Raw genomic sequence first — 20,167 nt, 5'->3', positions numbered from 1 at the left:
CCGCCTGCACCCTCCGGTTGGCCTGTGGTGTGACGGAATCCATCGTGTACACCGAGTTCGGCGGCCCTGACGTGCTGCACCTTCACGACGCACCCCTGCGGGAGGCGCGACCCGACGAGGTCGTGGTCCGAGTGGAGGCGGCCGGCGTCAACCCGATCGACGGAAAGCTGCGCACGGGGCTGCGCGCATCCGCACCGCTCATGGGTCCGCGCGGCGTCGGCGCCGACGGCGCCGGAGTCGTCACCACAGTCGGCGCCGAGGTCGAGGGCTTCCGCCCCGGCGACGCCGTCGTCTTCTTCAACGCCACAGGCGCATACAGCACCGAACTTGTCATTCCCGCCCGCACCGTCACACCCCGCCCGCCCTCGGTGACTGCCGCCCAGGGCGCTGCCGTCGGCATCCCCGCCGGCACCGCGTATCAGGCTCTGCGATCGCTCGCGGTGGGTGCCGGTGACACCCTGCTCGTCCACGGCGGCTCCGGCGCGGTCGGACAGGCGATCATCCAGTTCGCGGTGATGTGGGGCGCAACGGTGATCGCGACGTCATCTGAGCGCCGCTTCGACCGTGTGCGCGCCCTCGGCGCCACACCGGTCGTCTACGGCGACGGCCTCGTCGATCGCGTGCGCGATACCGCCCCTGACGGTGTCACCGTGATCATCGACGCCGCCGGCACCGATGAGGCGCTGCAGGCGTCGGTCGAACTGCTCTCCGATCGCACGCGCATCGCGACGCTCGTGCGCGGGGCGGATGCGGCCGGCCTCGGCATCCGCGCGTTCTCGGGTGGCGGGCCGTCGCCGCTCACGACGCAGGAACTGGCCTGGCGTGCCGAGGCGGTTCCGGTGACCCTCGCGCTCCTCGCCGCGGGTGCGTTCTCGGTCGAGCTCGGTCCCGAGCTTCCCCTCGCCGAGGCGGCCGAGGCCCACCGACTCCTCGAGAAGGGCTCGGGCGGCAAAATCGTCCTCGTGCCGTGACGATCGCCGGCGTCACTCAGCTGGCGGCGACGAGGGCTTTGTAGAACCCGATCCCCCGCAGCCAGACGTCCACGCGGATGCGTTCGTTGTGCGAGTGCAGCGCGTCACGCTCCTCGCGCGAGAGCAGGAACGGTGTGAAGCGGTACACGTTGTCCGAGATCGACGTGAACCACCGGCTGTCACTCGCCCCGAGCTGCAGGTAGGGCGTCGTCACGACGTCCTCGCCGAGGGTCTCGTTGACGGTGCGCGACAAGGTCCGCCACGCCTCTCCCCGCCACGGCGAGACGGGCGACGGATCGGATGCGTGGCGCACCTCGATCTCGATCTCGGGATCGGCCACCACCCGGCGCACGCGCTCGGTCGCCCCCGCGACGGTGTCACCGGTGAGCAGCCGGATGTTGACCGCGGCTCGAGCCACCGTCGCGAGCACGTTCTCACCCGGTGCCCCCGAAAGCTCGGTCGCGACCGCAGTCGTGCGCACAGCGGCGTTCATCTCGGGGCCCATCTTCGCAAGCACGGCGGCGATGGCGGGCCCGGTGACGGACAACGTCGACAGCACCTGGCGAAGCGGGCCGGTCGCGTGCGGTGCGACGGTCGAAAGCATCGCGCGCACCGGCGGCGCGAGTCGCGTCGGGAACGGGTGCCGCCACAGTCTGTCGACGGCGCGCGCCAGACGTGCCGTCGCGGGCATCGCCGGCGGTGTCGACGCGTGGCCTCCACCTTCTCGGGCCGTGAGCGTCAGAGTCATCACACCGCGTTCGGCGACACCGATCATCGCCGTCGGCACGGCAACCCCCGGAATCGCGCCCTCGACGACCGCGCCCCCCTCATCGAGCACGAGTGCCGGTCGGATGCCGCGGCGTCCGAGTTCGGCGGCGATGGCGCGTGCCCCGCCTCCGGCCGTTTCCTCGTTGTGCCCGAACGCCAGATAGACGTCGTTCTCCGGCACGAAGTCCTCGGAGGCGAGCTGCTCGACCGCCTCGAAGATCGCCACGAGCGACCCTTTGTCGTCGATCGTTCCGCGCGCGTGGACCACGGCGTCCGCGCCTTCGCCGACGATCTCCGCGCCGAACGGCTCGTGGTGCCACTCCTCCTCGATGACGGGCACGACATCTTGGTGCGCCATCAGCACGACAGGGTCGCCGTCGCCGCGACCGGCCCAGCGGTACAGCAGCGAGTACCCATCGATGACTTCGCGCTCCAGAACGCGATGCGTATGCGGATAGAGCCGTTCGAGCGACTCATGGAGCGCGTCGAACGTCCCGAAATCGATGAGGGATTCGTCGGCGTGCGAAACGGTCGGAATGCGCAGGAGTTCACGGAAGCGATCGACGGCGGAGTCCATGGTTCGAGCCTAACCGCCGTGTCGAAACCACCCGGCCCGGCTCGGTACGCTCGAGATCATGAGCGGACTTCGATGGGGCATCCTCGGGCCGGGCGGCATCGCCCGTGCCTTCGCGCGCGACGCACGGCTGGCAGGGCTCGATCTGGCGGCCGTGGGCTCACGCCGCCGCCATGCGGCGGAGACGTTTGCGGCCGAGTTCGAGATCGCCCGCGTCCACGGATCGTACGAGGCGCTCGTCGACGACCCGGGTGTCGACATCGTCTACATCGCCACGCCGCATCCGTTCCACGCCGAACAGGCGATCCTTGCTCTCGAGCACGGCAAGCACGTCCTCGTCGAGAAGCCGTTCACCCTCACCGCCGCCGAGGCGATCGCGGTGCGCGACACCGCGCGACGCCAGGGCCTGCTCGCCATGGAGGCGATGTGGACGCGTTACCTGCCGCACATGGTGAGCCTGCGCGAACGCCTCGCCGACGGCGCGATCGGCGACGTCCGCGCGCTCGTCGCCGATCACCTGCAGCCTCTTCCCGCCGACCCCGCGCACCGGATCAACGCCCTCGAACTCGGCGGCGGCGCGCTGCTCGACCTCGCGATCTACCCGATCTCGTTGTCGTGGGATGTACTCGGCGCGCCGCGCACGATCGCCGCATCCGCCACCCTCGGCGAGACCGGCGCCGACACCGAGGTCGCGACGATCTTCGGGTACGAATCCGGCGCGATCGCCACAACACTCTCCGGGTCGCGCGCGGCAGGTCCCAACGCCGCGAGCGTGGTGGGTACGGATGCCCGGATCGAGATCGAGGGCGTCTGGTACACAGCATCGTCGTTCCGGGTGATCGAGCGGGACGGCACGGTGCGCGAGACGGTCGCCCCACCGGTCGACGGTCGCGGTATGCAATACCAAGCGCTCGCCGCCGAACGGTATGTGACAGCCGGCGCGACCGACAGCGACGTCCTGCCGCTGGACGAGGTCGTCGAGATCATGCGCGCACTCGACACGATCCGCGACATCATCGGTGTGCGATATCCCTCCGAGTCGCAGGCCTGAACCTGCCAGACTGAGACCATGCCTGACCTGCAGCAAGCACGCGTCGCCGTCTACCTCGACTTCGACAACATCGTGATGTCCTGGTACGACCGGGTGCACGGTCGGAGCGCCTATTCGCGCGACCGGCAGCGCATCGCCGAAGACGCCACCGCCCCCGACATCGCCGAAAAGCTCGCCGCGGCACGGATCGACGTGGGCGCGATCATCGACTACGCCGCCTCTTTCGGCACACTGGTCCTCACCCGCGCCTACGCCGACTGGTCGGCGCCCGTGAACGCCGAGTACCGCTCGCAGCTCGTCGCGCGCGCGGTCGACCTCGTGCAGCTGTTCCCTGCGGCGGCCTACGCCAAGAACGGAGCCGACATCCGGCTCGCCGTCGACACCGTCGAGGACATGTTTCGTCTCCCCGACCTCACCCATGTCGTGATCGTCGCCGGCGACTCCGACTATGTGCCGCTCGCCCAGCGGTGCCGGCGCCTCGGACGCTTCGTCATCGGCGTGGGTGTCGCAGGATCCACCGCCAAGTCGCTCGCGGCGGCATGCGACCAGTTCGATTCGTATGACGCGCTCCCCGGCGTCACCCGCCCGACGAGCGGCAAGACCGACACGTCGACACCGCGCACGCGCCGCAAGGCGAAAGACCCCGGCGCTGACCTGCTCGAGCGTGCGCTGCGCCTGGAGAACGACAAAGACGATGCGCAGTGGCAGCACGCTTCCGAGGTGAAGAGTCTCATCAAGCGCCTCGATCCGGCGTTCAGCGAGAAGTCTTTCGGGCACAAGAGCTTCACCGAGTTCGTCAAGGCCCACCCGGCCGTCGCCGAAGTGGACGAGTCCTCCAACATCGTGCTGATGCGGTTGGCGTCCGAGCGCCGCTGACCGCTAGACCGCCGCGATGAGGCGAGCGACTTCAGCGGTCGCTGCGGAGAACTCGGCGGGATCCTGCCGCGAAAGCGGGAGCAGCACGACATCGTCGACGCCCGCCGCCGCGAACCGCGCCACGCCTTCCGCCACACGTGCCGGGTCGCCATGGACCGCGCGCTCCAGCGGATCGGAGATCTCCGACAGATCGGTGCGTACGCGGGACTCGGCGTCGGCCCCGAACGCCGCCACGACGTAGGCCACGACGTCCGGTTCGCCCCCGCGACCTGACTCTCGGCGCCCTTCGCGGACCGCGGCGACGGCGTGCGCGACCTCGTCGACCGTGTGCTTGCTGTCGAGCACGACGCCGTCGGCGACGGCACCGGCGAGCCTTAGTGTCTTCGGACCTTCAGCAGCTGCGTACACGCGCGGCACAGTTGCGGGTGGGTAGTCGAGGCGCACCGCGTCGAGCGAGACGTAGCGCCCCTCGGTCGACACTTCATCGCCGGCGAGCAACCCCCGCAGCGCCGGGAGGTACTCACGCATGAGCGTGAGCGGAGAAGCGACCCGCGCGTGGACCTGTCCCATCCAGTCCAGGACGCCGTGTCCCAGGCCCGGCAGTAACCGTCCGGGGAACAATCTCTCCAGGGTCGCGATCTCCATCGCCGTGAGCGCGACGTTGCGCAACGGCATCGGAGCGATGCCGATCCCGATCCGCAGGCGCTCGGTCGATGCGAGAGCGGCGGCGGCCGCGGCGAACCCGGAGGTGCGAAAGCAGTCTTCCCAGATCCACACCTCTTCGACCCCGGCGCGTTCAGCGGCACGCACCCCGGGCAGGAACTCCTCGGGAGAGTGGGTGTAGGGGTTGAAGATCGCACCGATGCGGGTCATGTGCTCATGCTGACAGAGTCCGCCGACATCGCCGCGTCGACCAACCGGGGACTCGCGCGACTAGTGCCGTCCGCCGGGAGGGCCGATGATCAGGAGCGCGACGTAGAGACCGACGATCGCCAGCGCGATGAGCACGGCGAGCACCCACGGGCGGTGCAGGAACCAGCGCATGAGCCGGTCGTGCCAGGCGGCATCCCTCGGGTCGGCGGTCGCCTCGAGCCGCCACGGACCCGCGAGTCTGCCAGAGCGGTGCAGCCAGATCTCAGTGGGGATCGTCGCGTACGGGATGATCGCGCTGACGATGGCGACGAGCGCAGGCCCCACGCCCCAGCGCTGGTTCTTCGCGACGAGGATCGCCGTGGCGCCGTAGGAGAGGAAGACGAACCCGTGGATGCCGCCGCCGATCGTCACCGCGATCGCCAGGTCGGCGGTGGCCCGCAGGATCAGCCCCGTGATCAGGAGAGTCCACGAGATCGCCTCGGCGATCGCCAGCACACGGAACAGGGTCAAGGGCGCGCGAAACACAGCTCTCCTCGGGTGGGGGTCCGATCCAGCCTAGGTGTTCGGAGCGACGCGGTATGCCACGCACTACCGTGGGAGCGGTGACGTTCTCGCTCGACGACCTCCGACGCCGGCCCGACATCGAGGCACCGGGGCTCGCGGCCGTCGACGCCGCCGACCGGCTCATCCTCGACGAATCGGCGGCGGCGCGCCAATCGCTCGACGACGGGCATCTCGTCGTGATCGGGGACTCCTACGGCGCACTCACCCTGGGTTGCGCGGCAAGCGGTGCGCGCGGCATCCGGGTGCACCAAGACGCGATCACCGGCGAGCAGGCTCTCGCCGCCAACGCGTCACACGTCGGACTCGACAGCAGGTTCACGTCCCTGCCGCTGGATGCCGATGTGGTCAGAGATGCACGGGTCGTCGTGATGCGGCTGCCCCGCTCGCTCGACGCCCTTCGCGACATCGCAGGCCTCATCGCCGCCCACGCCGACCCCGAGGTCGTCGTGTTCGCCGGTGGACGCATCAAACACATGACCCTCGCGATGAACGAGGTGCTGCGCGAGCACTTCACGCGCGTCGACGTGACCCATGCCCGTCAGAAGTCGCGAGTGCTCATCGCGCGAGGTCCGCGCGCAGGTGCGGACCCCGCGCCGCGCCAGGCCGTCCACGACGAGCTCACGGTGTGCGCGTTCGGGGGCGCCTTCGCGGGCACCTCGATCGACATCGGCACGCGTCTGTTGCTCGACCACCTGCCCCACGACATGCCCGACGAGGTGATCGACCTCGCGTGCGGCACCGGCGTGGTCGCAGCCGTCATCGCGCGACGGCATCCGCGCACGCGCGTCCACGCCAGCGATGCGTCCGCGGTGGCCGTCGCCTCGGCGCGGGCAACAGCGGAGGCCAACGGCGTCGCCGACCGCGTCTCGGTGGTGCAAGATGACCTCCTGCGATCACGCGACGATGCCGGCGCCGACCTCATCCTGTTGAATCCGCCCTTCCATTCGGCAGGAGCGGTGACGCCGGATCTCGCGCCACGTTTCTTCGCGGATGCGGCACGAGTGCTGCGCCCGGGCGGAAAACTCCTGTGCGTGTGGAACTCGGGCCTGCGCTACCCGGCCGCACTGGAACGCCTCGTCGGACCGACCGTTCAGGTCGCGCGCAACACGAAATTCACCGTCAGCGCGTCCACGCGGCGCTGATCCAGCACACGGCGCGGATCAGGACGCCTCGCCCCGCTCGCGGCGGCGGCGTTCGAGTTCTGCCCGCAGCCGGTCCTCTTCGATCTCGCGTTCGAGATCGGCGAGCTGTTGTTCGGTCGTGCGGGTGTCGCGCGGCACGGGTGGTGGTGCGGCGACCGGTGCAGATCTGGGAGCGGGCCGCGGCATCCGGATTCCGGCCGAGGAGTACTCGCGACCGAGCGCGAACCACAGGCCGCACCCGATCAGCGGCACGATCAGCACGATGATGACCCACATCACCTTCGGCAGGTGCTTCACCTCACTGTCATCGCGCCGGATGATGTCGATGAGCGCGAACACCATCAACGCGATGACGAGGAACGAGAGGAGAACTGCCACGGGGTCAGCCTAGAGGTCGCTCATCACCGTGATCGATCACCGCTGCGGCGGGCGTGTGGACCACCACGCCCATGCGACAAGGAGCGGCTGGAAGAACAGCCTGATCAGCCGCTTGCGGTCGGTGTCGAGCCCGAACCCGTCACGGCGCCGGGTGTACTGCTCGATGTTGCCCGGGAACACCGCGATGAAGAACGCCGCCAGGATCGCCCCGACGCGCTGCCGCGATCTCGGCAACGCGACGAGCGATGCCCCGAGCATCATCTCGACGACTCCTGAGGCGACGACGACACCGTCTTTGTCCATCACCTCGCCGGTGAAGTCGGGCACCTGGGCCTGGAACTCCCTGCGAGCCCAGAACAGGTGACTGAGACCGGCGAACACCATCGCCCCGGCCAGGATCCATCGCGCGAACGTCCTCATGCCCTCACTTTCCCAGAGGACGCCGACACCCGGCAGGGGTTGACAGGCGGCCGGCGCGACCCGGCCGACCTCAGATACCGCCACGGGATGACGCGCCGCAACCGCGCGCCCGACAGACTTGAAGTATGACGGGCCAGGATGCGGAGCGGATACCGAAGGACCTACGGCCGCGCATGCCCGCCTGGCTCGTGGACACACTGCTCATCGCGCTGATGATTCCCCTGACGATCGTGCGCGATCCTGGCGAGCCCATCGCGTTGCCCGACGTCACCACCGTCGCGCTCGTCGCGCTGGCTACTGCGGCGCTTCCGCTGCGGCGCCGCTGGTCACTCGCGATACTCGGCGTCGAAATCACACTGTACGGGTTGGCGGCGGTGCTGGGAGCTCTCGCCCCGGCGATCTCGTTCGCCGTGGCGGCGGCGCTCTTCGCGGTCACCACCCGTATTCCGCGCCGCGACGGGATCATCGTGACAGTCATCACCGTGGCGCTGGTGCTGGGGCTCGGTCTGCTGGCGTGGCGGGGCGGTCCGACCGACCCCCGAATCGTGCAGTTCGCGCTGACGGCAATCATCGGGTCGGTTCTGGGCGACGCGTCCCGGTCGCGGCGCGAGTACATCGCGGCGATCACTGACCGCGCCGAACGCGCCGAGAGAACTCGAGAAGTCGAAGCACGTCGGCGTGTATCGGAGGAGCGGTTGCGTATCGCGCGGGACCTCCACGATGCGGTCGCCCACCAGATCTCGGTGATCAGTCTCAACGCCGGCGTCGCGTCGGCGGCCGTTGACGGCCGACCAGAGAAGGCGAAGGAATCGCTCGCGACCATCCGGGCCGCGTCCCGCACCGTGCTCGGCGAGATCGGGGGGCTTCTTGAGGTGTTGCGCTCCGACGCAGAAGACGACGCGACCGCGCCGGGGCCGAGGTTGACGGCGCTCGACGACCTCACCCAGCAGTTTGCGCGCGCGGGTCTGGACGTCTCCACGCGAGTCGAGGGCGATCTCGCACGAGTGAGTGGGGCAGCGGGTCTTGTCGCCTACCGCGTCGTGCAAGAAGCGTTGACCAACGCGCACAAGCACGGCGCAGAGCATCGCGCGCACGTGCTCCTCTCAGTGGACGGCGACGCGCTGACGGTCGTGGTCTCCAATCCGATCGATATCGCGGCCACGAGCACCGATACTCCGGGCGCCCACCTGGGCCTTGCAGGTATGCGAGAACGCGTCGCGACGGTTCACGGCAGCATCGAAACAGGCCCCGGTCCGGGCGGATGGCGGGTCACGACGCGATTGCCACTGGCGCCGGAGGTCACCCGATGATCCGTGTCCTCGTCGTCGACGACCAAGCCCTCATCCGCCAGGCGGTGACCGACATCCTGCGGTCCTCCCCCGGCGTCGAGGTCATCGGCGTTGCAGCCGACGGTGCCGAGGGTGTCGAGATGACTCGGCGCCTGCGACCCGACGTGGTGCTGATGGACATTAGGATGCCGCGACTGGACGGCATCGACGCGTCGGCGCGAATCTGCACCGACCCCCAGCTCGCGAGCACCCGGGTGCTGATTCTCACGACTTTCGAAGAGGACGAATACGTTGTTCGTGCAATGCGTGCCGGGGCCAGCGGGTTCATCGGCAAGGGAGCGGAGCCGGACGACATCGTGCGCGCGATCGAAGCCGTCCACGCGGGTGACTCGCTCCTGTCTGCCGCGGCCACACGCGCGCTGATCGCGAAGCACCTGCACCCGGCCGTTCCGGAGCGCGGCCGCCTGGCGGCGTTGACGGACCGCGAAGAAGAAGTGCTGTTGCTCGTCGCGCGCGGTCGATCGAATCAGGAGATCGCCGAGGAGCTGTTCATCTCGCCGCACACCGCCAAAACACATGTGAACCGCGTCATGACGAAGCTCCACGCCCATGACCGCGCCCAGCTCGTGATCGAGGCGTACGAGTCCGGACTCCTGTCACCCGGCAGTTGAAGATACCGCCGGCGCGGTATGTGCATGCCGCCGCCGGAGGATTCGCGAGGGGGCGATCCCGACGAGTCTGGAATCATGACAACTCCATCTCCGGTCACGAGCCGCCACGCGCGACCCGCGATCATCTCCGCCCACGATGTGCACAAGTCGTATGGGACCGGGCAAAACCGGTTCGACGCTCTCACCGACGTCAGTCTCGACATCCACGAGGGCCAGTCACTGGCCATTGTCGGAAAATCCGGCTCCGGCAAGTCGACGCTCATGCATGTGCTGGCGCTGCTCGACGCACCAGACTCCGGCTCGCTGATCCTCGACGGCGCCGATACACGCGATCTGCGTGGCAAGAAGCTGAACCGCACCCGCAACAAGACATTCGGGTTCGTCTTTCAGCAGTTCTTTCTGACCGGATCGAACACGGTGCTCGAGAACGTGATATTGCCGATGAAGATCGCCGGTATCGGGCGCGCCGAGCGCAGGCGACGCGGGTTGGCGGCGCTCGCGCAACTCGAGCTCGACGACAAAGCGAAGAACAAAGCCGTGAACCTGTCGGGTGGGCAGAAGCAACGCGCGGTGATCGCGCGTGCCCTCGTCAACAATCCGCGTATCATCTTCGCCGACGAGCCGACAGGCAACCTCGACTCGAACACCGGGCAGACCGTCGAGGACATCCTGTTCACCCTCAACCGCGAGCACGGCATCACGCTGATCGTCGTCACCCATGATGAAGAGCTCGCGGCGCGCTGTGACCGTCGTATCCAGATTCGAGACGGCCGCATCGTCGAGGACTCCGACGGGGAGGTGGCGGCATGAAGACCGGCGACCTGATCACCACCGCCATCGCGAATACCTTCCGCTCGAAGACGCGATCGATTCTCACGATCCTTGCGATCTTCGTGGGGGCGTTCACCCTTGCTCTCACCAGCGGCCTCGGCACGGGCATCAACGATTACATCGACGACACCGTGAGCGCCGTAGGCGCATCCGACGCGATGACCGTCACCAAGGTGCAGGACGGGCCGGGACCCGGTTCGTCGGGTCCCGCGGAGTATGACCCGGATGCGGTGTCGACAGGCATCCCCGGGCAGACCGTGATCGCGCTCACCCCCGATGATGTCGCCACGATCGAGGGCATCGAGGGTGTCGTTGATGTGCAGGCTGCGCGCGCGATCACTCCCGACTACATCACGTGCGGCGACGGCACGCGGTTCGTCGCGCAGGTCGGCAGCCTCGTCCCGGGGCAGACGACCCTACTCGCGGACGGCGTCGAGCCAGATGCAGACGCCTCGGGCTACGAGGTCGCAATTCCGCTCACCTACGTCGAGCCGCTCGGGTTCGACTCATCCGGCGCCGCCATCGGCGAGTCACTCGACATCGCCGTCACGGACGCGCTACGCGAACAGCATGTTGTCTCGGCCGAAATCGTCGGGGTCACCGAGGAGACTCTCGCTTCGCCGATGGGCGCCAGCATCCTCCTCAACAACCCCCTCGCCGACGCGCTCTTCGACGTTCAATCCACCGGCATCCCCGCGGCCGAAGCCGATCGCTACACGTCTGCCACCGTCTGGTTCGCTGCCGATGCCGCAGACGATGAGATCGTCGCGCTCCAAGATGCCCTGGCGGCTGAAGGCTTCACCGGGACAACGGTCGCCGACCAGCTCGGCACGATCACGTCGGTCATCGACGGCATCGTGCTCGTGCTGAACGGGTTCGCGATCATCGCGCTGCTCGCTGCAAGCTTCGGCATCGTGAACACGCTGCTGATGTCCGTTCAGGAGCGCACTCGCGAGATCGGCCTCATGAAGGCGATGGGCATGGGATCGGGCCGCGTGTTCTCGTTGTTCAGCCTCGAGGCGGTGTTCCTCGGATTCCTCGGCAGCGCCGTGGGCGCGGCGATAGCGATGATCGCCGGCACCGCCATCAGCGGAGCCCTGTCGACGGGGCTGCTCTCGGACCTCGCCGGCCTCACGCTCATCGCGTTCGACCCCGTCTCCATCATCACGATCATCGTCAGCGTCATGGCGATCGCGTTCCTTGCAGGCACGATCCCCGCGTGGCGCGCCGCACGCGCGGACCCGGTCGAGTCACTGCGGTACGAGTAAACGATAGGGCGGACTCCTCCGCGGAGTCCGCCCTATCGCTCAGGCCGACCGGTAGACATCGACGGCATCCGGGCGAACCCGCGCCGCGAGCACGAGCGCGATGATCCCGAGTCCGAGAGTCCGGACGAGGAACCCGATGCGTCCGAGCAGCACCGCCATATCGGCGTAGCCTTGCGCGCCGGCTGGGCTCGTGGCTGCGAAGAGCAGTTGCGGCACGGCTGCCGCAACGATCACGACGAGGAGCGCCCACAGCGGAGCCCAATTCCATGGCTTCGGAACGACGCCGGCGCGGGCGATCTGCACGCACGCGATCAGCGATGCGGCGAGCGAGACAGCGAGATCGACGAAGAACACCGTGTTGAGGATGCCTTCGACCTCGCGGTACGCAGCGAGACCCGAATCGAAGGTCGCGGCATCCACCCTCGGGAGGAGCGGCTGCGCGGCTCGCATCACGAGTGGCCACACCGCAACGACGGCGAGCGCGGTGACACCGAGCGGTCTCCGCGCCACGACACTCCCCTCGCGGGACAGCCCGATCGCGAACAGCAGGACCGCGGCTGCGAAAACGACATCGACGAGAACCGATATCGCCAGCGAGGTGCCCGGGACCGAGAACTGCAGCATCCCGATCACGCCGCACAGCACGAGTCCGGCGCCTCCGATCATCCAGGTGAGGCGGCGCTGTCGCATTCCTCGACCCTAATCGGCGGGCATCGGTGCCGGCACGCGGGGAGAGACGTCACAGTGAGGGATGCCTGCAAGACTGGCGGAATGACAGGCGAACCCCTCGCGCGGCTTGTCGCTCGCGCGCTCCTCGGCGGCATGCTCGTCTTCGCAGGGCTCTCGCATCTGCTCTGGGCGCGGCGGGGGTTCCGGATCGCCGTCCCGGATTGGGCCGTGCGTGCGACGGGGCTCGACAAGGACGCGATCGTCGTGGGGTCGGGTGCCGTCGAGATCATGCTGGGCGGCGCACTCGTGGCACTGCCGATCCATCGGCGAAGAATCGGCGCGCTCACCGCGGCCTTCTTCGTCGCGGTGCTGCCCGGCAACATCCACCAGTGGCGCACCGGGCGCTCCGCTCCCCTGTTGCGCACCGATCGCGCACGGTTCATTCGGCTGTTCCTTCAGCCCCTGCTCGTTCTCTGGGCGCTGTGGAGCACGGGGCCGTGGCGTCGGCCGGGCGCGCGCCACAAGATCGTCCGCGCGTAGCGCAGCCGCGCGACTCGTGGCGTACGCCCGCCTGCAGCCTGCTCAGCGCACCAATGCCGGCTCCGACTCGTGCACGGTCGCCTCATCGGTGCGCCGGACCTCGCGGTAGAACTCCATGTCATCGAATCCCGTCGGAAGCGCGATCCCGAACTTCTCACGGATCTCCGCAGGCACTGCCACAAGGACGGTGTATCCGTCGTATTGGTTCGCATTGCGCGGGACGTCGAGAAAGGGGAACCCGCCGGTGAGGTCGGGGTCGTACTCTTCCTTGAGCCGGCGCAGCGCCTCTGCATTCTCGCCGGTCAGCGTCGCATGGGCGTCCGCCGCCGCGAGATTCGCGTAGACATCCCACAGCGTCCAGCCCGCGCCCACGGCAGCATGGAGCGTGCCCGCGGTATAGAGACCCTCCACCCCTGGCACGAAGGTGGTGAGGTGGACCACGGGGTGGCCGTCCTTGTAGGTGACGAGACCCTCGGGAAGGAAGTCGTAGTGAACGTCATAGCCCGTCGCGAAGACGATCACGTCGACCTCTTCGGTAACCCCGTCCACGAAGTGGACCGTCGAACCGTCCACGCGTGCCACGTCATTGCGGTGCGACAGCAAACCGTGCGAGAAGGCGTGGAGAATCGTGTTGCTCACGATCGGGTGGGTGGATGCCGGTGGATCGCTCGGTGTCGGCAGACCATAGGCCGTCATATCGCCCACGGTCGACATGACGAGGGCCATCGTCGTCTGCGGGTCCAGACCCTGCAACAACTCCAGGTCGGGGAGGGAACCCCGGCCGTCGAGGAGATCAGGCAGCGCGAGCCCGAAGATCTGCTTGGGGAAGATCCAGTAGGCGCGACGAGTCGACAAGAATGCCGCATCGGCGTGGAAGGCGGCGTCGGATGCAATGTCGATGCCGCTGTTTCCCGCTCCCACGACGAGGACCCGCTTGCCTCTGAGGTCCTCCGGGGATCGGTACTCGCTGGAGTGAATCGCGTGCCCGTTGAAGGTATCGAGCCCGTCGATGGCGGGGAGCCGCGGGATCCACTGGCTGCCTGTCGCAGCGACGATACCCCGATATTCTCGGGTCTCTCCGTTCGAGAGCTCCACCCTCCACGAGCGACCCGCGTCGGTGTCGACCGGCTCCGCCGAGACCACCGAGGTACCGAAGGTGGTGCGCTCATCGAGGCCGTAGTCGCGCGCGAAGTCCCCGATGTAGTCCCGAAGGTCGGTCCACTTGGGATACATCGGCAGGTCGGACTTCATGGGGTAGCCGGCGAACCCTCCCGCGATACGTGAGCTGATCAGGTTGCAGGACTCGTAGATCGGGGAGCCGGGATTCTCGATGTCCCAGATGCCACCGGCGCGCGTGTGTCGCTCGACGATCTCGACGTCGATGCCGTAGCGCAAGAAGGCGCGCGCAGCGATCAGGCCGGACGGACCCGCTCCGATCACGAGGTACTTGGTGGGGAGGGAGGAGGATGCCATAGGAAGACCGCCTTCGTTCGAGTGCTCAGTCGCCGGGTTCGGGTGGTTCGGGTGCCGCCCGACGCGCTGGGCCTGGAGTGACGACCGTCGCTTCTCCGCGTCGGTCGCTGCCACCTCGGTGTGACGGTCCCATTCTTCGCACGCGGTGTCGGCAGGGCCATGTCCAAACCCGTACGACGGATAACGCGGGTGTTAACGGCGGATGCCGGCGTCGGCCGTCTCGGAGCGGCGCGATGCTGCCCAGTGGCGGGCGACGACCTCCCGCAGTTCGACGACGCGCGGATTGTCGTCTTCAGCGCGTGTGCACAACTCGGTGCGACTCGGCTCGACGTCATGTACCTCGACGAACTCGACATCGGCGCCGGCGTACGTGTGACGGATCGTCTCGGCGGTGATGGCCACGGCCGCGCCCGTCGACACGACCTGAAGCAGCTCGTCGATGCTGTGAACGGGCGTGCCGAAGTTCACCCTCGCACCGCTCGGGCGAGGGTCGATCGCCCACCACCGGATCCAGGTCTCATCCATCCCCGCCGGCGGACCGACGTAAGTCTCGCCGTCGAGCTCGCTGATCGAGATCCTGCGGTTGCCGGCGAGGGGATGATCGCGGTGCACGACGGCGAATCGCTTCTCCACGGCGAGTGGCTGAAGGTGTGTCCCCGCGACCGGGGTCAGCGGCGAGCGGACGAGCGACGCGTCCACGTCCCCCCGGACCACAGCGGAGATCTGGTCCGGCCACTCCAGCAGTGTGAAGTTCACCGCGCCGTTGAGCTGCGCGACGATGGACGACCAGATCGATCCGACCCCGCCGTTGATGAATCCGATGCGGAGAATGGGCGGGATGTCGCGCTCAAGCCGCTCGATCGCGGCCAGACCGTCCGAGACGGACTGAACCACCTGCCGCGCGTGAGGCAGGAACGCCTCGCCGGCGGGCGTCAACGTGATCGGGTGGGTGGCTCGGTCCACGAGGCGCGCGCCGACATGATTCTCGAGCCGTCGGATCTGCTGGCTCAGAGCCGGCGGCGACACCCAGAGCCGCGAGGCGGCGGCTCCGAAGTGACCTTGTTCGACCAGGGTGATGAGCGCGATGAGGCTGCGGGTGCTGAGTTCAGGAATCTCCACCGGCGCCACACGTCCCTTTCTGCAGGTGTTGGTGCGAGCACTATAGCCCGACAGCAGCCGACCCGTGAGTGGGATGGGGCGTTAACGTCCCCGTGAACGCCTGGATGAGCTTCTACATGGACGGCGCGCACCACAAGCCAGAGGATCGAAGCGGTCGCCATCGAAGACGTCGTTCGGCGTCCCACTCAAGGAGGAGTATCCATGACCGACAGGATCGCCATCGTGACGGGTGCAGCCCAAGGACTGGGCGCCGCGATCGCCGCGCGCCTCGCGTCCGAGTTCGACGTCCTCGTTCTCGCGGACCTGCAGGACGAGCCGCTCGGCATACGGGCGCAGTCCATCGAGAACGAGCATCGAGTGCGTGTCATCGCTCACCAGACCGACGTGACGAGTCCCGCGTCGGTCACCGCCCTGTATGACGCAGTGGCGGGCCAAGGGTCCCTCACCGGCCTGGTCAACGTCGCCGGCATCGGGGGATTCGACCCGATCGTCTCGATCGACGAGGCACTCTGGGACCGCATGTTCGCTGTGAACACCAAGGGCACGTTCTTGATGTGCCAGGAGTTCCTCCGGCGCGTCCCGACGGGCCCTGCAGCAATCGTGAACATCTCGTCGATCGGCGCAAAGCAAGGTCATCCTCTTCTCGGTCACTACGCTGCGGCGAAGGCCGCGGTGATCGAATTCAGCCATGTGGTCGCGCGGACGGGCGCCGCCAACGAGATCCGCTGCAACACCGTGATGCCCGGGCTGATCCACACCGACATGTGGAAGAGCTCGATACCGGCGCTCAAGGCGGTCACGCCGCCGCTCGCGGATCTTCCCGACGATCAGGTGTTCGAGGCCATGGTGCAACAGTCGGTACCGATGGGGCGACCACAGGAACCCGAGGACATCGCCGAGGCCGTGGCGTTCTTGATCAGCGACCGCGCGCGCAACATCACCGGGCAGACCCTCGCCGTCGACGGCGGCGCCGTCCTGACCTGACGAGCCCGTCGGCGTGCGGTCCGGCAACTCTTCTTGGCGGACCGCACGCCGTCATCCCACACCACGAAAGGCTCCGACTCCGGCCATTCAGGCCGGAGTCGGAATCGGCAGATCAGAAGTCCCAGTCGTCGTCCTCGGTCGCGACGGCCTTGCCGATGACGTACGACGAGCCCGAACCCGAGAAGAAGTCGTGGTTCTCATCGGCGTTCGGCGCCAGGGCCGACAGGATCGCCGGGCTCACGTTCGTCACGGTCGAGGGGAACATCGACTCGTAGCCGAGATTCATCAGCGCCTTGTTGGCGTTGTAGTGCAGGAACTTCTTGACTTCCTCGGTCAGACCGACGCCGTCGTAGAGGTCCTGCGTGTATTGGATCTCGTTGTCGTAGAGCTCGTACAGCAGCGAGAACGTGTAGTCCTTGATGTCCTGCTTCGCAGCTTCGTCGAGCTCCTCGAGCCCCTTCTGGAACTTGTAGCCGATGTAGTAGCCGTGCACGGCCTCGTCGCGGATGATGAGACGGATGATGTCGGCCGTGTTCGTCAGCTTCGCCTTCGACGACCAGTAGAGCGGCAGGTAGAAGCCCGAGTAGAACAGGAACGACTCCAGCAGCGTGGAGGCGACCTTGCGCTTGAGGGGCTCGTCGCCTCGGTAGTAGTCCATGACGATGCGCGCCTTCTTCTGAAGGCTCTCGTTCTCCACCGACCAGCGGAAGGCGTCATCGATCTCGGGTGTCGAGCACAGCGTCGAGAAGATCGACGAATAGCTCTTGGCGTGCACCGACTCCATGAACGCGATGTTGGTGTACACCGCTTCTTCGTGGGGGGTCACCGCATCCGGGATCAGCGAGACCGCGCCCACCGTGCCCTGGATCGTGTCGAGCAGGGTGAGGCCGGTGAAGACCCGCATCGTCAGCTTCTGCTCTTCGGGCGTCAGCGTGTTCCACGACTGGATGTCATTGCTGAGCGGCACCTTCTCGGGCAGCCAGAAGTTGTTTACGAGGCGGTTCCAGACCTCGAGGTCCTTGTCGTCTTGGATGCGGTTCCAGTTGATCGCCTGGACGTGGTCCAGCAACGGCAGCTTCTCAATCATTCGTGTTCCTTCGTCGTCTCGGCCGTCACAGCGTGCAGGAGACGCAGCCTTCGACTTCGGTGCCCTCGAGCGCCATCTGGCGCAGGCGGATGTAGTAGATCGTCTTGATGCCCTTGCGCCACGCGTAGATCTGCGCCTTGTTGATGTCGCGCGTGGTCGCGGTGTCCTTGAAGAACAGCGTGAGCGACAAACCTTGGTCGACGTGCTGCGTTGCGGCGGCGTACGTGTCGATGACCTTCTCGTAGCCGATCTCATACGCGTCCTCGTAGTAGTCGAGGTTCTCGTTCGTCATGAAGGGCGCCGGGTAGTACACACGCCCGAGCTTGCCTTCCTTGCGGATCTCGATCTTCGAGGCGATCGGGTGGATCGATGACGTCGAGTTGTTGATGTACGAGATCGAGCCCGTCGGCGGCACGGCCTGCAGGTTCTGGTTGTAGATCCCGTGCTCCTGGATCGACGCCTTCAGCGCGCGCCAGTCATCCTGGGTGGGGATGTCGTGCCCCGAGAAGAGCTCGCGCACACGCTCGGTCTGCGGCACCCACTCCTGCTCGGTGTACTTGTCGAAGAACTCCCCCGACGCATAGGCCGAGTCCCAGAATCCGTCGAACACCTGCCCGCGCTCCTTCGCCAGCAGGTTCGAGGCCCGCAGCGCGTGGTAGACGACGGTGTAGAAGTAGATGTTCGTGAAGTCCAGGCCCTCCTCCGACCCGTAGTGCACGTGCTCGCGCGCCAGATAGCCGTGGAGGTTCATCTGGCCGAGGCCGATCGCGTGCGAGCGGTCGTTGCCGTCTTCGATGGAACGCACCGAGCGGATGTGGCTCTGGTCGCTCACCGCGGTGAGCGCACGGATGCTGGTTTCCACCGTCTTGCCGAAGTCGGGCGAGTCCATCGCCAGGGCAATGTTGAGCGAGCCGAGGTTGCAAGAGATGTCCTTGCCGATCTCGGCGTACGAAAGGTCGTCGTTGTACGTGGTCGGCGTATTGACCTGCAGGATCTCCGAGCACAGGTTCGACATGTTGATCCGACCCTTGATGGGGTTGGCGCGGTTCACCGTGTCTTCGAACATGATGTACGGGTAACCGGACTCGAACTGGATCTCGGCGAGGGTCTGGAAGAACTCCCGAGCGTTGATCTTCGTCTTCTTGATGCGCGGGTCGTCGACCATCTCGCGGTACTTCTCGGTCACCGAGATGTCACCGAACGGCACCCCGTAGACACGCTCGACGTCGTACGGCGAGAAGAGGTACATGTCCTCGTCGTTCTTGGCGAGCTCGAACGTGACGTCGGGGATGACCACACCGAGCGAGAGCGTCTTGATGCGGATCTTCTCGTCGGCGTTCTCACGCTTCGTGTCGAGGAATCGCATGATGTCGGGGTGGTGCGCGGACAGGTACACGGCGCCGGCGCCCTGACGTGCGCCGAGCTGGTTGGCGTAGCTGAAGCTGTCTTCGAGGAGCTTCATGACGGGGATGATGCCCGAGGACTGGTTCTCGATCTGCTTGATCGGCGCACCCGACTCACGGATGTTCGACAGCAGAAGGGCCACACCGCCGCCGCGCTTGGACAGCTGCAGCGCGGAGTTGATGCCCCGGGCGATCGACTCCATGTTGTCTTCGATACGCAGCAAGAAGCACGAAACGAGTTCGCCGCGCTGGGCCTTGCCGGTGTTGAGGAAGGTGGGTGTCGCCGGCTGGAACCGACCCGAGATGATCTCGTCGACCAACTCGTTCGCGAGCTTCTGGTCGCCGTCGGCCAGTCCGAGCGCGGTCATGACGACGCGGTCCTCGAAACGCTCGAGGTAGCGCTTGCCGTCGAAGGTCTTGAGCGTGTAGCTCGTGTAGTACTTGAACGCGCCGAGGAACGTATCGAAGCGGAACTTCGCGTCGTATGCACGGTCGGTGATCTGCTGGATGAACTCGAACGGGTACTTCTCGAGCACGGCGGGCTCGTAGTACTCCTTCTCGACCAGGTAGTCCAGTCGCTCTTTGAGCGAGTGGAAGAACACCGTGTTCTGGTTGACGTGCTGCAGGAAGTACTCCCGCGCCGCACGCTTGTCCGCGTCGAATTGGATGTTGCCCTCGGCGTCGTACAGGTTCAGCATCGCGTTGAGCGAGTGATAGTCCTGCCCGTCGAAGGCGGGGTTGTGCTTGAAGTCGGTCGCAACCGAGTTGTCTGATGCGGTCACTGCAGAAGCCACCATCGTTCCAATCCATCGCTCACGCGATCCACGTCGTCGGCCGTGCCGAAGAGTTCCAGCCGATACAAGTGGGGCACGTTGCACTTGCGGCTGATGATGTCGCCGGCGAGACAGAAATGCTCGCCGAAGTTCGTGTTTCCCGCGGAGATCACTCCGCGGATGTGTTTCCGGTTTCGCTCGTCATTGAGGAACCGGATGACCTGCTTGGGCACCGCGCCCTTTTCTTCTCCTCGGCCCTGGCCTCCCCCGTAGGTGGGGGTGACCAGGACGAAAGGTTCATCGACCACGATCAGCGGATCGTCTCCTCGTAGCGGGATCCGCTTCGCGGGAAGATCGAGCTTCTCGATGAAGCGAGCGGTGTTACCCGAAATGCTGGAGAAGTACACCAGCAACGGCACCTGTGTCGCCGTCTTCATCGTCCG

Annotated in this window: 21 protein-coding genes; 10 read left to right on the top strand and 11 right to left on the bottom strand. The window is 66.8% G+C overall.

Annotated elements, in window-relative coordinates:
* Positions 1-29: 29 nt before the first annotated feature.
* Positions 30-971: a quinone oxidoreductase family protein gene (locus ACFQZV_RS06745; protein WP_378752057.1), complete on the top strand. Its 942-nt coding sequence runs from the start codon at positions 30-32 to the stop codon at positions 969-971.
* 16 nt (positions 972-987) lie between these two features.
* Here ACFQZV_RS06745 and ACFQZV_RS06740 read toward each other — a convergent pair whose 3' ends face one another.
* A complete protein-coding gene (locus ACFQZV_RS06740; protein WP_378752059.1) occupies positions 988-2,316 on the bottom strand; it encodes a M20/M25/M40 family metallo-hydrolase in 1,329 nt (442 codons plus the stop codon).
* Positions 2,317-2,374: 58 nt separating this feature from the next.
* Here ACFQZV_RS06740 and ACFQZV_RS06735 point away from each other — a divergent pair, with 58 nt between their 5' ends.
* Together ACFQZV_RS06735 and ACFQZV_RS06730 are read left to right on the top strand one after the other, a co-directional pair.
* Positions 2,375-3,364 carry a Gfo/Idh/MocA family protein gene (locus tag ACFQZV_RS06735; protein ID WP_378752061.1) on the top strand — a complete coding sequence of 330 codons (990 nt, stop codon included), beginning with the start codon at positions 2,375-2,377 and terminating at the stop codon, positions 3,362-3,364.
* Between the two features lie 18 nt (positions 3,365-3,382).
* Positions 3,383-4,240, top strand: coding sequence for an NYN domain-containing protein (locus tag ACFQZV_RS06730; RefSeq protein ID WP_378752063.1), 858 nt, complete (start codon positions 3,383-3,385; stop codon positions 4,238-4,240).
* 3 nt (positions 4,241-4,243) lie between these two features.
* Here the strand turns inward: ACFQZV_RS06730 and ACFQZV_RS06725 are convergent, their stop codons facing one another.
* On the bottom strand, positions 4,244-5,113 hold the full coding sequence (locus tag ACFQZV_RS06725) for an LLM class flavin-dependent oxidoreductase (protein WP_378752065.1): 870 nt from the start codon (positions 5,111-5,113) through the stop codon (positions 4,244-4,246).
* A gap of 60 nt (positions 5,114-5,173) precedes the next feature.
* Positions 5,174-5,638 carry a DUF3817 domain-containing protein gene (locus ACFQZV_RS06720; RefSeq protein WP_378752066.1) on the bottom strand — a complete coding sequence of 155 codons (465 nt, stop codon included), beginning with the start codon at positions 5,636-5,638 and terminating at the stop codon, positions 5,174-5,176.
* A 77-nt stretch (positions 5,639-5,715) separates the two neighbouring features.
* Here ACFQZV_RS06720 and ACFQZV_RS06715 point away from each other — a divergent pair, with 77 nt between their 5' ends.
* Positions 5,716-6,819, top strand: a complete 1,104-nt coding sequence (locus ACFQZV_RS06715; RefSeq protein WP_378752068.1) for a class I SAM-dependent methyltransferase — start codon at positions 5,716-5,718, stop codon at positions 6,817-6,819.
* A gap of 18 nt (positions 6,820-6,837) precedes the next feature.
* Here ACFQZV_RS06715 and ACFQZV_RS06710 read toward each other — a convergent pair whose 3' ends face one another.
* Both ACFQZV_RS06710 and ACFQZV_RS06705 read right to left on the bottom strand, forming a co-directional pair.
* Positions 6,838-7,197: a PLD nuclease N-terminal domain-containing protein gene (locus tag ACFQZV_RS06710; RefSeq protein ID WP_378752070.1), complete on the bottom strand. Its 360-nt coding sequence runs from the start codon at positions 7,195-7,197 to the stop codon at positions 6,838-6,840.
* Positions 7,198-7,233: 36 nt separating this feature from the next.
* Entirely contained in the window at positions 7,234-7,617 is a 384-nt protein-coding gene (locus ACFQZV_RS06705) for a DoxX family protein (protein WP_378752072.1), read from the bottom strand.
* A 125-nt stretch (positions 7,618-7,742) separates the two neighbouring features.
* Between ACFQZV_RS06705 and ACFQZV_RS06700 the strand changes: the two genes are divergently transcribed.
* From ACFQZV_RS06700 to ACFQZV_RS06685, 4 genes are all read left to right on the top strand, one after another.
* Positions 7,743-8,927: a sensor histidine kinase gene (locus ACFQZV_RS06700; protein ID WP_378752074.1), complete on the top strand. Its 1,185-nt coding sequence runs from the start codon at positions 7,743-7,745 to the stop codon at positions 8,925-8,927.
* A complete protein-coding gene (locus tag ACFQZV_RS06695) occupies positions 8,924-9,577 on the top strand; it encodes a response regulator transcription factor (protein WP_378752076.1) in 654 nt (217 codons plus the stop codon). Before ACFQZV_RS06700 ends, ACFQZV_RS06695 begins: the two co-directional genes overlap by 4 nt.
* Before the next feature lie 75 nt (positions 9,578-9,652).
* On the top strand, positions 9,653-10,387 hold the full coding sequence (locus ACFQZV_RS06690; protein WP_378752078.1) for an ABC transporter ATP-binding protein: 735 nt from the start codon (positions 9,653-9,655) through the stop codon (positions 10,385-10,387).
* A complete protein-coding gene (locus ACFQZV_RS06685) occupies positions 10,384-11,676 on the top strand; it encodes an ABC transporter permease (RefSeq protein ID WP_378752080.1) in 1,293 nt (430 codons plus the stop codon). The genes ACFQZV_RS06690 and ACFQZV_RS06685 overlap by 4 nt, the downstream gene beginning before the upstream one ends.
* Before the next feature lie 39 nt (positions 11,677-11,715).
* On the opposite strand, the gene ACFQZV_RS06680 is transcribed toward ACFQZV_RS06685, so the two are convergent.
* On the bottom strand, positions 11,716-12,366 hold the full coding sequence (locus ACFQZV_RS06680; RefSeq protein WP_378752082.1) for a hypothetical protein: 651 nt from the start codon (positions 12,364-12,366) through the stop codon (positions 11,716-11,718).
* An 81-nt stretch (positions 12,367-12,447) separates the two neighbouring features.
* Here ACFQZV_RS06680 and ACFQZV_RS06675 point away from each other — a divergent pair, with 81 nt between their 5' ends.
* Entirely contained in the window at positions 12,448-12,885 is a 438-nt protein-coding gene (locus tag ACFQZV_RS06675) for a DoxX family protein (protein WP_378752084.1), read from the top strand.
* A gap of 42 nt (positions 12,886-12,927) precedes the next feature.
* On the opposite strand, the gene ACFQZV_RS06670 is transcribed toward ACFQZV_RS06675, so the two are convergent.
* Complete coding sequence (locus ACFQZV_RS06670) at positions 12,928-14,358, bottom strand: flavin-containing monooxygenase (protein ID WP_378752086.1); 1,431 nt, start codon at positions 14,356-14,358, stop codon at positions 12,928-12,930.
* 192 nt (positions 14,359-14,550) lie between these two features.
* Positions 14,551-15,477 carry a LysR family transcriptional regulator gene (locus ACFQZV_RS06665; RefSeq protein WP_378752088.1) on the bottom strand — a complete coding sequence of 309 codons (927 nt, stop codon included), beginning with the start codon at positions 15,475-15,477 and terminating at the stop codon, positions 14,551-14,553.
* 201 nt (positions 15,478-15,678) lie between these two features.
* Here ACFQZV_RS06665 and ACFQZV_RS06660 point away from each other — a divergent pair, with 201 nt between their 5' ends.
* Positions 15,679-16,461 carry an SDR family NAD(P)-dependent oxidoreductase gene (locus ACFQZV_RS06660; RefSeq protein ID WP_378752090.1) on the top strand — a complete coding sequence of 261 codons (783 nt, stop codon included), beginning with the start codon at positions 15,679-15,681 and terminating at the stop codon, positions 16,459-16,461.
* Between the two features lie 112 nt (positions 16,462-16,573).
* On the opposite strand, the gene nrdF is transcribed toward ACFQZV_RS06660, so the two are convergent.
* Genes nrdF through nrdI form a run of 3 tightly spaced genes read right to left on the bottom strand, consistent with a single transcriptional unit; the run spans position 16,574 to position 20,161 of the window.
* Positions 16,574-17,548 (bottom strand): class 1b ribonucleoside-diphosphate reductase subunit beta, encoded by a 975-nt coding sequence (nrdF, locus tag ACFQZV_RS06655; protein ID WP_378752091.1) that lies wholly within the window; start codon positions 17,546-17,548, stop codon positions 16,574-16,576.
* 25 nt (positions 17,549-17,573) lie between these two features.
* Positions 17,574-19,748 carry a class 1b ribonucleoside-diphosphate reductase subunit alpha gene (gene nrdE, locus ACFQZV_RS06650; protein WP_378752093.1) on the bottom strand — a complete coding sequence of 725 codons (2,175 nt, stop codon included), beginning with the start codon at positions 19,746-19,748 and terminating at the stop codon, positions 17,574-17,576.
* The gene (gene nrdI / locus ACFQZV_RS06645; RefSeq protein ID WP_378752095.1) at positions 19,730-20,161 is read right to left on the bottom strand and encodes a class Ib ribonucleoside-diphosphate reductase assembly flavoprotein NrdI; all 432 of its coding nucleotides are present in this window, start codon (positions 20,159-20,161) and stop codon (positions 19,730-19,732) included. Before nrdI ends, nrdE begins: the two co-directional genes overlap by 19 nt.
* Positions 20,162-20,167: the final 6 nt, after the last annotated feature.

It is taken from the genome of Microbacterium koreense, from assembly GCF_042677105.1.
Lineage (GTDB): Bacteria > Actinomycetota > Actinomycetes > Actinomycetales > Microbacteriaceae > Microbacterium > Microbacterium koreense.
Note: the sequence above shows the minus strand (reverse complement) of the source record. Positions and strands in the feature narration are given on the sequence as shown.

Coding starts and splice junctions, on each gene's coding strand:
- ACFQZV_RS06740 (WP_378752059.1), bottom strand. CDS start 2,316: ATGGACTCCGCCGTCGATCGCTTCCGTGAACTCCTGCGCATTCCGACC.
- ACFQZV_RS06735 (WP_378752061.1), top strand. CDS start 2,375: ATGAGCGGACTTCGATGGGGCATCCTCGGGCCGGGCGGCATCGCCCGT.
- ACFQZV_RS06730 (WP_378752063.1), top strand. CDS start 3,383: ATGCCTGACCTGCAGCAAGCACGCGTCGCCGTCTACCTCGACTTCGAC.
- ACFQZV_RS06725 (WP_378752065.1), bottom strand. CDS start 5,113: ATGACCCGCATCGGTGCGATCTTCAACCCCTACACCCACTCTCCCGAG.
- ACFQZV_RS06705 (WP_378752072.1), bottom strand. CDS start 7,617: ATGAGGACGTTCGCGCGATGGATCCTGGCCGGGGCGATGGTGTTCGCC.
- ACFQZV_RS06700 (WP_378752074.1), top strand. CDS start 7,743: ATGACGGGCCAGGATGCGGAGCGGATACCGAAGGACCTACGGCCGCGC.
- ACFQZV_RS06695 (WP_378752076.1), top strand. CDS start 8,924: ATGATCCGTGTCCTCGTCGTCGACGACCAAGCCCTCATCCGCCAGGCG.
- ACFQZV_RS06690 (WP_378752078.1), top strand. CDS start 9,653: ATGACAACTCCATCTCCGGTCACGAGCCGCCACGCGCGACCCGCGATC.
- ACFQZV_RS06685 (WP_378752080.1), top strand. CDS start 10,384: ATGAAGACCGGCGACCTGATCACCACCGCCATCGCGAATACCTTCCGC.
- ACFQZV_RS06680 (WP_378752082.1), bottom strand. CDS start 12,366: ATGCGACAGCGCCGCCTCACCTGGATGATCGGAGGCGCCGGACTCGTG.
- ACFQZV_RS06675 (WP_378752084.1), top strand. CDS start 12,448: ATGACAGGCGAACCCCTCGCGCGGCTTGTCGCTCGCGCGCTCCTCGGC.
- ACFQZV_RS06670 (WP_378752086.1), bottom strand. CDS start 14,358: ATGGCATCCTCCTCCCTCCCCACCAAGTACCTCGTGATCGGAGCGGGT.
- ACFQZV_RS06660 (WP_378752090.1), top strand. CDS start 15,679: ATGACCGACAGGATCGCCATCGTGACGGGTGCAGCCCAAGGACTGGGC.
- nrdF (WP_378752091.1), bottom strand. CDS start 17,548: ATGATTGAGAAGCTGCCGTTGCTGGACCACGTCCAGGCGATCAACTGG.
- nrdE (WP_378752093.1), bottom strand. CDS start 19,748: ATGGTGGCTTCTGCAGTGACCGCATCAGACAACTCGGTTGCGACCGAC.
- nrdI (WP_378752095.1), bottom strand. CDS start 20,161: ATGAAGACGGCGACACAGGTGCCGTTGCTGGTGTACTTCTCCAGCATT.